At 55.4% G+C, this 14,609-nt stretch carries 14 protein-coding genes; 10 read left to right on the top strand and 4 right to left on the bottom strand.

The features are described 5' to 3' along the window. Positions 1-33: 33 nt before the first annotated feature. Positions 34-996, bottom strand: a complete 963-nt coding sequence (locus GRI36_RS01905; RefSeq protein ID WP_160596928.1) for a DnaJ C-terminal domain-containing protein — start codon at positions 994-996, stop codon at positions 34-36. Positions 997-1,091: 95 nt separating this feature from the next. Here GRI36_RS01905 and pdxH point away from each other — a divergent pair, with 95 nt between their 5' ends. Genes pdxH through GRI36_RS01890 form a run of 3 tightly spaced genes read left to right on the top strand, consistent with a single transcriptional unit; the run spans position 1,092 to position 3,453 of the window. Next, positions 1,092-1,700, top strand: coding sequence for a pyridoxamine 5'-phosphate oxidase (gene pdxH, locus GRI36_RS01900; protein ID WP_160596927.1), 609 nt, complete (start codon positions 1,092-1,094; stop codon positions 1,698-1,700). Further along, entirely contained in the window at positions 1,673-2,641 is a 969-nt protein-coding gene (locus tag GRI36_RS01895) for a cation diffusion facilitator family transporter (RefSeq protein ID WP_328598336.1), read from the top strand. Before pdxH ends, GRI36_RS01895 begins: the two co-directional genes overlap by 28 nt. After that, positions 2,638-3,453, top strand: coding sequence for a PhzF family phenazine biosynthesis protein (locus GRI36_RS01890; protein WP_160596926.1), 816 nt, complete (start codon positions 2,638-2,640; stop codon positions 3,451-3,453). Before GRI36_RS01895 ends, GRI36_RS01890 begins: the two co-directional genes overlap by 4 nt. On the opposite strand, the gene GRI36_RS01885 is transcribed toward GRI36_RS01890, so the two are convergent. Continuing rightward, positions 3,438-4,562, bottom strand: a complete 1,125-nt coding sequence (locus GRI36_RS01885) for a serine hydrolase domain-containing protein (protein WP_160596925.1) — start codon at positions 4,560-4,562, stop codon at positions 3,438-3,440. The two genes, GRI36_RS01890 and GRI36_RS01885, sit on opposite strands and share 16 nt — an antisense overlap. 34 nt (positions 4,563-4,596) lie before the next feature. Here GRI36_RS01885 and GRI36_RS01880 point away from each other — a divergent pair, with 34 nt between their 5' ends. Beyond that, positions 4,597-4,959, top strand: coding sequence for a hypothetical protein (locus GRI36_RS01880; protein WP_160596924.1), 363 nt, complete (start codon positions 4,597-4,599; stop codon positions 4,957-4,959). Positions 4,960-4,978: 19 nt separating this feature from the next. On the opposite strand, the gene mnmA is transcribed toward GRI36_RS01880, so the two are convergent. Next, the gene (mnmA, locus tag GRI36_RS01875) at positions 4,979-6,124 is read right to left on the bottom strand and encodes a tRNA 2-thiouridine(34) synthase MnmA (RefSeq protein WP_160596923.1); all 1,146 of its coding nucleotides are present in this window, start codon (positions 6,122-6,124) and stop codon (positions 4,979-4,981) included. Positions 6,125-6,249: 125 nt separating this feature from the next. Between mnmA and GRI36_RS01870 the strand changes: the two genes are divergently transcribed. From GRI36_RS01870 to GRI36_RS01845, 6 genes are all read left to right on the top strand, one after another. Further along, positions 6,250-6,588, top strand: coding sequence for a hypothetical protein (locus tag GRI36_RS01870; protein ID WP_160596922.1), 339 nt, complete (start codon positions 6,250-6,252; stop codon positions 6,586-6,588). Beyond that, positions 6,588-6,887 carry a CtrA inhibitor SciP gene (gene sciP / locus GRI36_RS01865; RefSeq protein WP_160596921.1) on the top strand — a complete coding sequence of 100 codons (300 nt, stop codon included), beginning with the start codon at positions 6,588-6,590 and terminating at the stop codon, positions 6,885-6,887. Before GRI36_RS01870 ends, sciP begins: the two co-directional genes overlap by 1 nt. Positions 6,888-7,044: 157 nt before the next feature. Beyond that, the gene (locus GRI36_RS01860; RefSeq protein ID WP_160596920.1) at positions 7,045-7,308 is read left to right on the top strand and encodes a GlsB/YeaQ/YmgE family stress response membrane protein; all 264 of its coding nucleotides are present in this window, start codon (positions 7,045-7,047) and stop codon (positions 7,306-7,308) included. 251 nt (positions 7,309-7,559) lie between these two features. Further along, positions 7,560-8,777, top strand: coding sequence for an efflux RND transporter periplasmic adaptor subunit (locus GRI36_RS01855; RefSeq protein ID WP_160596919.1), 1,218 nt, complete (start codon positions 7,560-7,562; stop codon positions 8,775-8,777). A gap of 5 nt (positions 8,778-8,782) precedes the next feature. Further along, positions 8,783-12,313: an efflux RND transporter permease subunit gene (locus tag GRI36_RS01850; protein WP_160596918.1), complete on the top strand. Its 3,531-nt coding sequence runs from the start codon at positions 8,783-8,785 to the stop codon at positions 12,311-12,313. A 65-nt stretch (positions 12,314-12,378) separates the two neighbouring features. Beyond that, positions 12,379-13,587, top strand: coding sequence for a DUF445 domain-containing protein (locus GRI36_RS01845; protein WP_160598992.1), 1,209 nt, complete (start codon positions 12,379-12,381; stop codon positions 13,585-13,587). Positions 13,588-13,622: 35 nt separating this feature from the next. Here the strand turns inward: GRI36_RS01845 and GRI36_RS01840 are convergent, their stop codons facing one another. Further along, the gene (locus tag GRI36_RS01840; protein WP_160596917.1) at positions 13,623-14,504 is read right to left on the bottom strand and encodes an energy transducer TonB; all 882 of its coding nucleotides are present in this window, start codon (positions 14,502-14,504) and stop codon (positions 13,623-13,625) included. Positions 14,505-14,609 lie beyond the last annotated feature (105 nt).

Below are 14,609 nucleotides of genomic sequence, written 5' to 3'. Positions count from 1 at the left end.
GATGATTGATACTCTTTTGAGAGGCAGACGGTATTAAACGCCCATATCAGCTCGCGGGTTACTTGTATCGTGCCAGCCCTCAAGACGTTTGGCCAGTTCCGGTAAGTCCTTCGGTAAGAATATCTCCAGAGTCACCAACTGGTCACCGCGTGAGCCACCCTTTTTGGAAAAACCCTTGCCTTTTAGGCGTAGGACTGTCCCGCCATTGGTCCCGGGTTGCAACGTCATCATCACCGGCCCATCGACAGTGGGGACCTTAACTTTTGCCCCGTTTACGGCCTCATCCAGCGTAATGGGCAAGTCCATCCGGACTTCACTGCCATCGCGGCGAAAGAACGCGTGTTTGTCGATTGAAATGATGACGATTCCATCGCCATTTCCGCCCGGTCCGGCGCTACCTTTGCCTTTAAGCCGCATTTGGGTGCCATCCTCGACACCTTCGGGCAGCTTCAAATCAATGGTCTTCCCGTCAGACAGAGTAATCCTTTGATCAGCCCTGGTCGCAGCATCGGTAAACGCGACGCGAAGTTTATATTGGATGTCAGCGCCTTTTTGCGGCGGCGCCGATGGGCGTCGCCCAAAACCAGACTGACCATATCCGGCCTGTCCTGCGGTACCGCGCCGCTGCCCGCCTCCTCCTCCAAATAGCCCTTCAAAGATATCACCAAGATCCACACCTTCGGATGAGAAACCGTCAAAGCCTTGCGCGCCATAGCCGCCCTGTGGTCCTGACCCGGGTCGTCCGCCACCCATACCCGCGAAAGGGTTCGCTGGATTGCCATCTGCATCGATTTCACCACGATCAAATTGGGCGCGTTTGTTTTTATCCGACAGCAAATCATAAGCCTGCGTGACTTTGCTAAACTGCTCTGTCGCCTTCGGATTGTCTTTGTTCTTGTCGGGATGCAACTCTTTGGCGAGCTTGCGATAGGCGCTCTTAATATCCTGTTCGGACGCGCCGCGTGAAACGCCAAGGGTGGAATAAGGATCGCTCATACTGTGTTAGCTAGGTGCGACGGTCGCAAGGCGCAAGCAGAGTCATGCAACTTCCGGTGCTTCCACCGTCATCAATTGGCCTGTAGGGAGGCACGATGACCAAAGATCAACTGCAAAGCGCTGTCCCGCAATCAGACCCCTTCGGGATTTTTGACGAATGGCTCGCCGAAGCCCGCGAAACGGAATTGAACGATTCGAATGCAATGGCGCTGGCGACTGCAACAGCTGATGCCGTTCCATCAGTAAGGATGGTCTTGCTAAAGGGACACGGGACAGACGGATTTACATTTTATACCAATGCGCACAGCCGGAAGGGCGATGAGATCTTGGCCAATGCGCAAGCGGCATTGCTATTCCATTGGAAATCGCTCCGCCGCCAAATCCGTATCGAAGGGCCGCTAAGTGAAGTGTCCTCAGCAGTCGCGGATGAATATTTTCACAGCCGGTCACGCGATTCGCAATTGGGGGCTGTGGCTTCTGACCAATCGCGGGCGCTGCCTGACCGGGCCACTTTCATTGATCGCTATCAGGCCGCCGAAGCCAAATTCGCTGGCGGAGCAGTGGAACGTCCGGCACATTGGACAGGTTTTACCGTCAAACCCGTTGCCTTTGAATTCTGGCTCGATCGCCCCAATCGGCTGCATGATCGGCGCCGTTTCATCCGTTCGGGCGGCGAGTGGACCAGCACGTTGCTTTATCCGTGACAGAGCCGTTCGATAAACACGCCGGCCTGGCCCGAAGCGCTGCGCTGGCTTCGATTGCAGTCGCAATCTTTCTGGTTGCAATCAAATTCTGGGCCAGCGTTGAAACCAGTTCTACCGCTATGCTCGGAAGCCTTGCCGATAGCGCACTCGATTTAATCGCAAGCATAGCAACTCTGGTGGGAGTCTGGATTGCGGCGCAACCTGCAGATGAGGACCACCGTTTCGGGCACGGCAAAGCCGAATCGCTAGCGGCGATGTTCCAAGTAATGTTGATCGCGCTGTCCGCTGCAGCCATCGGCTTTAGAGCGGTTGAGAAGTTGGTCGAAGGCGGGCGAACCAGCGCTGCGGCTGAAGGTATTGGCGTTTCAGTGGTTGCAATTGTTGCTACGCTCGGGCTCCTTGCATGGCAGCGCTATGTCATTCGCCGGACTGGTTCGGTTGCGATTTCTGCTGACCATTTGCACTATCAGTCGGATCTTATGCTCAATCTGGCAGTGATTGCCGCGCTGGCGCTTGATCAGTTTGCAGGGTTTGGCCTAGCTGATCCGCTGTTCGGACTCGGCATTGCGGTTTGGTTGCTGTGGGGGGCATGGCGCGCGGCGACCGAGGCAATCGACCATTTGATGGACCGGGAATGGCCTGATGAAAAACGACTACGTTTCGTCGAATTGGCGGCCAAGCACCCCGAATTGAATAACCTGCATGATTTGCGAACCCGCACCAGCGGGACACGTGATTTTGTCCAGTTTCACGTTGATATGCCTGCGCAAATGACAGTTGAAGAAGCGCATGACATTATCGAACGGGTCGAGGCAGATTTGGAAGGTCACTTCCCTAATATGGAATTGCTGATCCATATCGATCCGGAGGGGCATGTGGACGAACCGGGCAACCTGCTGGTCGAAGATGATGAATTCAAGAAGCTAGGAAAAAGCATATGAGCCGGATCGCCATCCCATATTTTCATGTTGATGCTTTCGCTGACCGGCCCTTTACCGGCAATCAAGCGGCGGTGATGGTTCTTGAGGAATGGCTGCCCGATGATGTCCTCGTTGCAATCGGTGAAGAGAACAATTTTGCGGAAACAGCCTTTATCGTTCGCGACCAAACAGAAGCGGCCGATTGGGAGCTACGTTGGTGCACCCCGACTTACGAAATTGCCCTATGCGGCCATGCTACACTTGCCAGCGGGCACGTAATCCTAACTCGCGACGGAGGGAGTAGGGTAACATTCCGGACCCGTAAATCGGGCATCCTAGAGGTTCACAAAAGCGAAGGCGGGTATGAAGTGGCATTACCCGCCATCCCTACGCAGCCTCGCGTGCACCCTGAAGCAGCCGCATTGTTGGGGGGCGAACCATTGGAAGTGAACCAAAACCCAGACCTCTACAATTTGTTCCTTTACGGGAGCGAGGACGAAGTCCGGGCGCTCAAACCTGATCTCAAAGCCTTGGGTGAATTCGGGGTTGATCAGTTTATCTGTACTGCCCCCGGCGATCGCACCGACATCGTCAGCCGTGTTTTTGTGCCGGGAGCCGGAGTTGATGAAGACAGCGTCACCGGCTCTGCACATGCGGTTCTAACCCCTTATTGGGCCGACCGACTGGGCCGCAGCAGCTTTACCGCCCATCAGGCATCACAGCGAGGCGGGGATCTAACCTGCCGGCTTGAAGGTTCGGGGGCAACTGCGCGAGCTTGGCTTGGCGGCCAGTGTGTGACCGTGGTCGAAGGAACCTTTTACCTTTCGGGGTAAAGCTCAACGATATCGAGCAAATGCTGCAGCATGGCCTTGCGCTCTTCCGGATTGGAATGACCGAGGCGAACCACGGTCAGCCTTTGTTCGGGCGACACCAGAATATACTGTCCCATATGACCGATTGCAGCGAACATCGTCTCGGGCCCGCGATCCTGCAATTTTTCATCGCGGTCCAGACCCGAGTCCCGGTTAAGCCAGGTTTGCGCGCCGTAAAATTCCGAACGCGGGCTGGGCGATGTCATGAATTCAATCCATTTGCGCGGGATCAATTGGGACCCGCGATAAGAGCCCTTATTGCGGAGAAATTCCCCAAATCGTGCCCAATCGCGCGCATTTGCGTGCATTAAGCTGCCTCCGATCAGCGTGCCGCTTGCGTCATACTCGGGAACCATCGATTCCATAGCGAGTGGAGCAAACAGGCGTGTCCTCAAATAGTCATCGACAATTGCCCGCCGTGTTTCCGAATCCTTGCTGTTAGTCAGAACCCGTGCTGCGATATCGGCTAGAATAACTGTGGTGTTACTCGAATATTCAAATTGTGCACCCGGTTCAGCCTCTAAAGATTCAGCAGTAGCCCAATCGGCCATGTCGTCTCGCCCATCCATGAAAAGCATCCGGACTTCGGACGATTCGTAGGGCGGATCGCCCGCTTCTGTATGGCGTAGGCCAGACCGCATCTGGAGTAACTGCCGCAACGTGATCTCTCCGCGAGGTTCTTGCGGGCGGTTCCACCGCGGTTCCGGCACTGATTCGTCGAGGCGCAACCGGCCATCCGAGACCAGCATCCCGATCATTACTGCTGTGACAGTCTTGGCCATCGACCAACTGACGAAGCGCGTATCCTTATTGTAATCCGGCCCGTAACGTTCGGCGACGATTTTGCCGCCATACATCACCACTAAGGCGCGGGTCTCACCAAGCCCTTCCTTAGTGAACAGATCATCTATTTGACGGGCTAGCTGGTCCTTCGGCGCTCCGGCCTCATCCGTAACAGCCGCCAATGCTCCGTCGGACAGGGGAGCGTCGATCATCGGCACGTCGGAACAAGAAGCAAGGGCTGGCAGCAGCACAAAGCTCGCGATAAGGGAGAGGCGGCGTAAGTTCATGCCGCTTCACTCGCTGACAGGATTTCACTTGGCAATGGCTAAATCAACGGCACGACCAGCAAGCAGAGCCAGGACGCGTGGCAACCGCAAATATCTTTGGCCATTCCTAATTGTGGTCGCCGCGCTTGCGGTTGCAGCCTTTACCTATCGCGCTCCGATTACCGGATATGCGGGTGCAGGTGCTGCCTATTCCGCCCGCGTGGCCTGTTCGTGCCGGTTTATCGGCAATCGCAGTATGGAAGATTGTGCAAAAGACAAGTTACCGGGAATGGAGCTGATTTCGCTCAAAGAAGATGCCGATGCAAAAAGCGTTACCGCAGTCTTCCCATTGATCGCGTCTGAAACCGCGACATATCGCAAGGGCTATGGCTGTATCCTGGAGAAGTGGGAAGAATGATTGCCGGCCGGCCGGCTAGTCAGTCTGTTCGCTCAATCCAACCGCCGCCAACCACCCGTTCACCAGCATAAATCACTGCCGCTTGCCCGGGAGCAACGCCGAATTCAGGCTGTTTGAAGCGGATCGTTGTGGCCAAGCCTGCGCCAAGCGGCCCGTCCAATTCAATAGGCACCGGCTTCGAGAGAGAGCGTACTTTTGCTGTAAGCGCTGTGTCAGGCAGCGGGCCAATGCGGTTGGTTTCGATGATCTGCGCCGAATGAACTGCGAGCATGGCTTTGGGGCCAACGCGGACCTCCGCATTCGCGGCATCGAGACCGACGACGTAAAGCGGCTCTGGCAGGCCACCGATTTCCAGGCCTCGACGCTGGCCCACCGTGTAATGGATCACGCCCTTATGCCTGCCCAGCTCTTCACCCGTTTGCGCATGCACGATCGCGCCAGGCTGCCCGCCTTCGGGCCGGACTGACCTGACAATCTTGGCGTAATCGCCATCGGGGACGAAACAAATGTCCTGGCTGTCCGGCTTCGCTGCATTGCGCAATCCTGCTTGTTCAGCCAACTCACGCACCTGGGCTTTCGGCATACCGCCGAGCGGGTACCGGATAAAATCCAGCTGTTCGTCGGTGGTGGCATAAAGGAAGTATGATTGATCGCGCGCCGGATCGACGGCGCGATGCATCTCAGCGCCAGCGGCACCAATTTTTCGCTGGACGTAATGACCGGTCGCTAGGCAATCCGCGTCCAATTCCTTCGCCATCCGTAGCAAATCGGTGAATTTCGGACCCATATTGCACCGTATGCAAGGAACGGGCGTCCGTCCCGCCAGATAATCATCGGCGAATTGTTCGACAACTTCTTCGCGGAAAGCACTTTCGTGGTCGAAAACATAATGGGCAATTCCCAGCCTGTCAGACACCGCGCGGGCGTCGCTTATGTCATCGCCAGCGCAGCATGCACCTTTGCGGCCCGTGGCTGCGCCATAATCATAAAGCTGCAGGGTAATTCCGATCACTTCGGCCCCAGTTGATGCGGCCAGTGCGGCAACCACTGAAGAATCGACCCCGCCTGACATGGCGACAACAATTCGGCAATCTGCCGCCGGGCGCGGCAAATCAAACAGGCTAGCGCTGTCCAGCGCAGAATCGAGGATCGTATGGGTAGGCATGCACGCGCCCATACACGTCTAGGCGGGGTTCTGCCAGTTCGGCTTTACCTTCTGTTCGGTATTCCTAACGAGCGATGAAGCAAGACTTTACCTGATCTTGACTTTCGCTGACTAGAAGCATTCACATGATCGACGGACAATTTCACCAAGCTGGCTTTACCGCGCCTGCAAAAAGCACTGGTTTGCAATCGCTTGAATGGCCTGTGCTGGCAGCGAAACTTGCCGCAGCGCATGATTTGCGTGGCGCATTTATGGGCCGGATTGCCGATACAACCGGCAACTTTTCGCGCTTCACCAGCGGCACGCATACAGCCGACGACCAAACAATTAACGAAACAAAGCCATCCGTTAACCTTGTAGGTTCAGCGGATGAAAAGCGCTCTGGGAGCAGAGCAGTGGCAACGAAAATTGATTACCCATCAGTTTTCGAAACCAATATGGCCCCAAGCGACAGAGAGTTGTGATGATCGAGAACCAGAAAATCCGTCCCGCCAAGGTCATCGGCCCATTGGGTGAGCCCCTGACGATTGACGACCTGCCGCCGCCGGAAACAAAGCGCTGGGTTGTGCGCCGCAAGGCGGAGGTAGTCGCTGCGGTTAATGGCGGCTTGCTGACGATTGATGATGTGCTTGAACGATACACTCTGACGCTTGAGGAATTTGCTTCCTGGCAGCGCGCGGTTGACCGTTCGGGAATGCAGGGCCTGCGCGTGACCCGGATTCAGCACTACCGCGATTTGTATGAGCGCCAGTTAAAATACTGAGCGATTCCAATCCGATTTTATAAATTAGCGGCGCGATTGGCCAATGGCGCCTTTTGCCGCTAAGACTCCTGAATGTTCTCAGCAACTTGCTCGGGAACGTTTTCTGATGTCCAACCGTTAATTGGCGTCAGATAAGACAAAGCAGGAGGAAATTATAATGGGTTGGATTATTGCATTAATCGTTGGCGGCGTTGCCGGTTGGCTCGCCAGTCTCGTAATGAACCGCGATGCATCAATGGGCATTTTCTGGAATATCGTTGTTGGTTGTATCGGTTCGGTTGTTGGCAACCTAATCGCGAACCAATTCGGCATTGCAGGTAGCGTACAAGAATTTTCCATCACTGGCTTGATTGTAGCCGTTGTTGGCGCAGTTGTGCTGCTCGGCATCGTGAACCTCGTCCAACGTGGACGCGTTCGCTAAGTCGCAGCTTTCAAGATGAATTCGAAGGGGCGGGGGCGTAAGCTACCCGCCCTTTTTGGTTGGTGGTGGCAAGACTGCAACAGGGATCGGACTGTTCGTCGGTCAGACAAGTCACCGGTCGAGCATTCATTTGCGGATGCAGGCTCAAAAGCCTAGGGATTTCATGAAAATTGCGCCCGTATATTGCATCTGGTGATTTATGCGCATAATACACCTAACACATTTGGTGTTATTGACGATCAGGACCGGCCATGAATTACGAAACAACTGTGCAAGCCGATAACCCCGCTGATGGCGGTGCATGGTCTGGTGCGGAGGACGCGCTAGATAATGAGGTCAGTTCGAAGACGGGCAAACGTAAACTTATTATTGGCCTGATAATTATCGGTCTGATCGCAGCTTTAGGGTTTGCATATTACCAAGTCAGTAATTCAGCTACCGCTGTTGGCGCAGGCGACGATCAGGCTGAACAGGCGGCTTCCGTAACAATTATCAAGCCGGGCCGAGCGACTATTGCAGGCGAAATTCAGGCCACCGGGACGGTGGCCGCGCGCCGCGAATTGCCAGTGGGCATTGCCGGCGAAGGTGGGCGCGTAGTCTCGGTTCCTGTCGATGCCGGTGATTGGGTCAAGGCCGGACAGGTCTTGGCCTTTATCGACCGCTCGGTGCAAAATCAGCAAGTTGATAGCGCCGCCGCACAGGTCAATGTGGCGCAGGCCGATGCAAATTTGGCCCAAGCTAATCTCGACCGCGCTTTAAAATTGGTAGATCGCGGCTTCATCAGCAAGGCTGATGTTGATCGTTTGACCGCTACCCGCGACGCAGCCGTTGCCCGGGTCCGCGTTGCAAATGCACAAGTCCGCGAGACCCGTGCCCGCAACGCGCGCCTTAACATTGTCGCCCCTTCTTCGGGACTTGTGCTGGAGCGGATGGTCGAGCCTGGCCAAATTGTCAGCGCAGGGTCTGGTGCATTGTTCCGTATTGCCCAAGGCGGCGAGATGGAGATGATGGCCCGGCTGAACGAAGTTGACCTTGCCAAAATCTCGGCCGGTGTTCAGGCGACAATCACCCCCACCGGTTCGCAAAAGAGTTTTGCCGGACAGATCTGGCAAATTTCACCTATTATCGATGCGCAGGATCGGCAAGGAACGGCGCGAATCGCGCTCCCTTACGCGCCAGAACTCCGCCCGGGAGGCTTTGCGCAGGCTACAATCAGCAGTGGCACGGTGGTTGCACCGATGCTGCCCGAATCCGCAGTTCTGTCAGATGATAAGGGCAGCTATGTCTTCATCATCGACAAGGATAACAAAGCCCAGCGCCGCGACGTCACGACTGGCATGGTCACGCAAGATGGTATCGCTATCGCCAGCGGGCTCGATGGCACCGAATCGATTGTTCTGCGTGCTGGCGGGTTTTTAACCCCGGGCGAAGTGGTCAATCCGAAGTTAGCCAAAACTGACGGGAAGTAAGCGCCATGAACTTCCAGAACATGTCTGCATGGGCAATCCGCAATCCAGTAATTCCGTTGGTTTTTTTCCTCGCCATCCTCTTGGCGGGAATGCTCAGCTTTGCCCGCATGGACGTAGTCAACAATCCGGAAGTTGAATTCCCCGCGGTCAATGTGTCAATTTCGCAACCGGGCGCCGCCCCGACCGAGATCGAGAACCAAATTACCCAGCGGGTGGAATCAGCCGTACGTTCAATCAATGGCGTAAAAACTCTCAGTTCCAGTGCGAGCGAGGGGAACTCCAGAACTTTTATTGAATTTGAAATTGGCACAGACCCCAACGATGCTGTCGCCGAAGTTAAGAATGCGGTTGATTCGGTGCGCAGCAGCCTGCCTGACGGCATTCTAGAGCCGCGGATCAGCAAGGAAGAAATTTCTGGCGGGTTCCTTGGCATTTATGCCGTTGAAGCTGACGATATGACAATCGAGCAGCTCAGCTGGTTCATCGATGATTCGGTCGCCAAGCGATTGCTCTCGATTGAAGGCATGGCTGATGTTGGTCGTTTCGGCGGCGTTGACCGTGAAATTGAAGTCATCCTCGACCCAGGTAAGATGCAGGCGCTTGGTGTCACGGCCAGCCAGATCAATCAGGTCTTGCGCCTCGATAATTTTGACGCGGCGGGAGGAATGGCTGAGGTTGGCGGAACCCGCCAGTCAGTCCGCGTTTTGGGCAACGCCGACACAGCTTTCGATCTGTCGCAAAAACAAATCCGGCTGGGTGATGGCCGGACGGTGAAGTTAACCGATGTGGCCACCGTGCGCGATGGTTTCAGTGAGCGGACCTCAATCAGCAAAGTCCGTGACAAGGAAGTGGTGAACTTCTTCATGTCGCGCGCCAAAGGTGCATCGGACGTAACCGTTTTTGAAGCTGCCTTGGCCGAAATTGAAGGTATTGAGGCGGACAATCCCGGCATTAAATTCATTCAGCTGTCAAACAGCGTGAAATACACCGAGAGCCAATATGAAAGCTCTATTGCGGCTATGGTCGAGGGTGCAATTCTGGCCGTTGTCGTCGTGTTCTTCTTCCTGCGGGATTGGCGGGCGACGGTCATTTCCGCTATTGCTATCCCGCTTTCGGCAATTCCCACCTTCTGGTTCATGGACCTGCTCGGATTCAACCTCAACTTCTTGTCCCTGTTGGCGCTTGGTTTGGTCGCCGGGGTGCTGGTCGATGACGCGATTGTGGAGATCGAGAACATCGTTCGCCATATGCGGATGGGCAAAAGCGCCTATCAGGCCTCGATTGATGCTGCTGACGAAATCGGCCTCGCTGTGGTTGCAACCTCGTTCTGTATTGTTGCGGTGTTCCTGCCAGTTGGCTTGATGCCGGGCATTTCAGGTCAGTTCTTCAAGAACTTTGGCATTACAGTGGTAATTTCGGTGCTGATGAGCCTCGCGGTGGCGCGATTGATCACGCCCATGCTGGCGGCCTATTTCCTGCAGGCAAAAGGGCATGCGGAGCATGGTGAAGGTCCATGGATGGACAGATATATGAATGTCCTGCGTTGGACGCTCGACCGGAGCAAGATGGCGAAGGTGCGCGATAAAATTGGCGAACCACGGCGCGGGTTCTTCTATCATTTGCTGAATACGCTGGTTTTGTTGATTGCGCTTGTGATCCCTGCCGTGGCTGTGTTCTTCTTCTACCTAGGCATTCCAAACACGAGCTATGATGGCCTCGCGTCACTCAATGTTCCTGATACACTTGCAAGCGCGGTTGTCGCAGACAAGGAATCCTTCCTCTGGAGCTTGATTGATAAGCCGATCGCCATTCTGGAATTGGTTCTGGTCGTTGGCGTCGGCCTCGTTGCACTGATTGTCGGGCTGAAGCTATTACGGCTGATCGCTGATTTCATTGGCAAGATAACCAGCGCCAAATTCTCTCAATCCTATCATTATTTTGAGGCACGATTCTCTGATCACCGTGTGTGGATGCTGGGCGTGGGCTATTTCGCATTCCTGCTGACCATTTTGCTGTTCATGAATACGCCGGCCCAATTCCAGCCGACGATTAACGACGACAATAGCCGGGTCGAGATTGAAATGGTGCCCGGCACCACCTTGGCCACGACCGAGCGAGTTGCTGACCAGGTTGCCGCTATTCTTTACGAGCAACCCGAAGTCTTGCGAGCACTCGAACGTGTTCGTGAAGGTCAAGCGACTTTGTATGTTGCGCTGAAAGAAGACCGCGAAAAGACATCGATTGAATTCGAGCGGGATCTTGCGCCAACCTTGGCTGCCATCCCCGATGCCCGTGTGCGCTTTGCCTCGCAATCGGGCGGTTTTGGCAGTGGCCGTGATATGACGGTGATGCTGGCTGGCTCCGATCCTGAACTGCTTGAAGCAACTGCCGCCACATTGGTCGAGCAGATGAAGGGGCTCGACACGCTAGTTGCTCCGCGCATTAGCGCCGATATTAATCGGCCTGAACTTATCATCCGACCACGTGCAGATATGGCTGCGGAATTGGGGGTCACAACTGCAGCCCTTAGCCAAACAATCCGCATCGCTACGATGGGTGAGATCGAACAGAACGCAGCAAAATTCTCGCTGTCTGACCGGCAAATCCCAATTCGCGTAAAGCTTCCTGCAAAATCGCGACAAGACCTCAACACAATCGCTAATTTGCCCGTACAGACTGCGCGTGGCGGTTCGGTTCCTCTTGAACGGGTTGCGGAGATTTCGTTCGGTTCCGGTCCAACAGTTATTCAGCGTTACAATCAGAACCGGCGCGTCTTGGTCGGTGCTGATTTGGCCCAGAACGTGGTCAAAGGAACCGCACAACAGCAAATAGATGCGCTGCCTGTACTCGCCGACTTGCCGCAAGGCGTAATCCGTGACGTCGTCGGTGAAGATGAGTGGCAGCAGGAATTGGCTGATAATTTCCTGATCGCTGTGCTTTCGGGGATTCTGCTGGTGTTTGCTGTGCTGGTGCTGTTGTATAAGAGGCTGATGTCGCCGCTGGTCAACATGTGCTCGCTTGCGCTGGCTCCGCTCGGCGGCATTTTCCTTGTCTGGTTGGTTGGTCAGCCGGTCTCTATGCCCGTGATGATCGGCATTTTGATGTTGCTCGGCATTGTGTCGAAAAACTCAATCCTGTTGATCGATTTCGCCATTGAAGAAATGAAGGCCGGTCAGGACAAGCTGACAGCAATCGTTGATGCTGGTCACAAGCGTGCTCAACCTATTGTCATGACAACCGTTGCGATGACCGCGGGAATGGTCCCGACTGCCCTGTCTCTGTCGGGCGACGGAGCATGGCGTGCACCGATGGGCACCGTGGTAATCGGCGGCCTAATCCTTTCGACGATCCTGACTCTGCTGATTGTGCCAGCCGGCTTCAGTTTGGCCGACGGGTTGGAAAAACGGATGGGTCCTTGGATGCGTATGCGCTTCCTAACCTACAAACCGGGCGACAATCATTATGACCAGGCGACGCTCGAAGGATCATCAAGGCCCGCGCCAATACCGCCCACGGATGGCCACCCCGCCGAGTGAGCTTGAGCAATCGCCGCATAAATCTGCCTGCCGGCGCGCCGATGCCGCCTGATACTGCGCGGCGGATGCGCATAACCGCCACGCTGATGCTGGTTGCGATGGCCGGGTTGTTCATCCTGTCGCGCCAATATCTCGGTATCCACCCCAGCTGGGGCTATGTTCACGCCTTTGCCGAGGCCGCGATGGTGGGCGGTCTGGCGGATTGGTTCGCGGTAACGGCGTTGTTTCGCCACCCGTTGGGGGTGCCTATTCCTCATACAGCGATTATTCCGGCCAATAAGGACCGGATTGCCGACAATATGGCGCAATTCCTGCGTAGCAATTTCTTGATCCCCACGGTTGTTGCACGGCGGATGCAGAATATGAATATCGCTCGCGCCGCAGGCGAGTTTTTGGTGCAACCGGCCAAAGGTTCGCAATCACGGATCGGGTCCGGCGCAGCCGAATTGCTAGCGGGCGTACTTGAATCACTCGATCCCGAGCGGTTGGGCGGACAAGTGAAAGTCGGCCTTAAGGCGCAAGCGCGCAAAATCGAGATTTCGCCGCTACTTGGTCAAATGCTGACCACTACCATCGCTGACAAGCGCCATCTCCCGCTTATCGATGCTCTGGTGCGTTGGTCGGGCCTTACGCTTGAAGACAATGAGGATATGGTTCGTGCTATGATCAGCGAGCGCGCCAATGGGATCATCCGTTGGACCGGTCTTGACGGGCGGCTATCCAGCTCGGTGCTCGACGGGCTATACAAGCTCCTCGCCGAAGTGCTGGTCGATCCCGAGCATCCCCTGCGCGACAAAATCGAGGAAGGGCTTGAGCAGCTCGCCCGCGATTTAATCCATGACCCGCAAATGCGCGCTAAGGTAGAGCGGATGAAGAACGAAGTCCTTGAGAACGAGGCGGTTGCGCGCTGGTGGGAAGGGGTTTGGGAACGGATGCGTGCCGGAATGATCCGTATGGCGCGTGATCCCGACACAGTCTTGGGCGGCCAGATTGGCAGCAGCTTAGCCGAATTGGGCGAGGCGTTGCGCGATGACCAACGATTGCAAACGCAAGTGAACCGCTTTGCCCGCCGTACTGCGGTTGGCGTAGCAACGCGTTATGGTGACCAGATCGTCCAGTTGGTGTCCGAAACCGTGCGCCGCTGGGATGCGCGGACGCTAACAGACCGGATTGAGAGTGCGGTCGGGCGCGACTTGCAATTCATCCGCATTAACGGGACGCTGGTTGGTGGGCTGGTCGGGATTACCATCCATTTTATTGATGGGTTGTTTTAAGCCAGTCTAAGATCGAAACCAGTCAGCTGATCCTGTTAAGAGCGCGCTGTAGCGAATACGACGGAAGTGCCCCAATAGGACCTCACCGGCTTGCCATCGGCCCCAATTGCTGGCTCGAAGCTGGCGCGGGATTTGATCAGTTTACAAGTCGCGTCGCGGAAAATGGGGTCGGAGTATGATTCCTGAATGATGCAATCGGTGACCACGCCTTCTTGATCGATATCGAGGCGAAACCGGACAGATCCCGACAAACCTTTTCTCAAGGCCCCTGCCGGGTAGCCGCTGCTTCTGATCCACTGAGAGGGATTATTTGACGGCTTGGGTCCGGAAATCCGGGTCCGCTGAACTTCAGGGTCGTACCCCCATGTGCGGACAAGATCATCCATACATGTATTAATCGCCCTCATCGCTCCCTCCAGTGTGCCCAGCTGAAGTGAGACAGGCTGCTCCACGCCTTTGACGATATCGAAGCTACGAATTTCTGCGGCCCGCTCGCTTTCACGGTCAATGGCCGCTTTGCGTTCTTCGGGCGAGGCCATGTCCATATCTTTATATTCTGCATGCGGGACAAGACCTGTGCTGAACTGCCATGTCGTCGCGCCATTATCCGACTTCCCGTAAAGGATATTAGGAGCCTCACCTGGTTCATCGCCTGGAGCGAAGCGGTAATCAAAGCCTCTGCCCTTCGGCGCTATCGACTTGCCCGATACCAGCATCTCAAAGCCTGGGCCCGGTATGTAGCGGACGAACTGGGCAATGATCTTATCGTCCCCTTCGCCGAAGATCCGGCCTAAACGGCAGGCCTCCGCATCGTAGCTTAAGGCCCACTTCGAGGTCGGTTCGAGCTCAAGAGGAGCAGCATGGAGCACACCAGAACTACTTGCGGCGAAAATTGCTATTGGGATGGATCTGAACATTGTGGCTACACCCTTGAGTTAGAGATTCTGTACGGGCAAGTGTTCAAAATATACAAAAAGGCGGCCCAGTCAAAGAACTAGGCCGCCTTTTTCTCATAGTTTACG

It is taken from the genome of Pontixanthobacter gangjinensis, assembly GCF_009827545.1.
Lineage (GTDB): Bacteria > Pseudomonadota > Alphaproteobacteria > Sphingomonadales > Sphingomonadaceae > Pontixanthobacter > Pontixanthobacter gangjinensis.
Note: the sequence above shows the minus strand (reverse complement) of the source record. Positions and strands in the feature narration are given on the sequence as shown.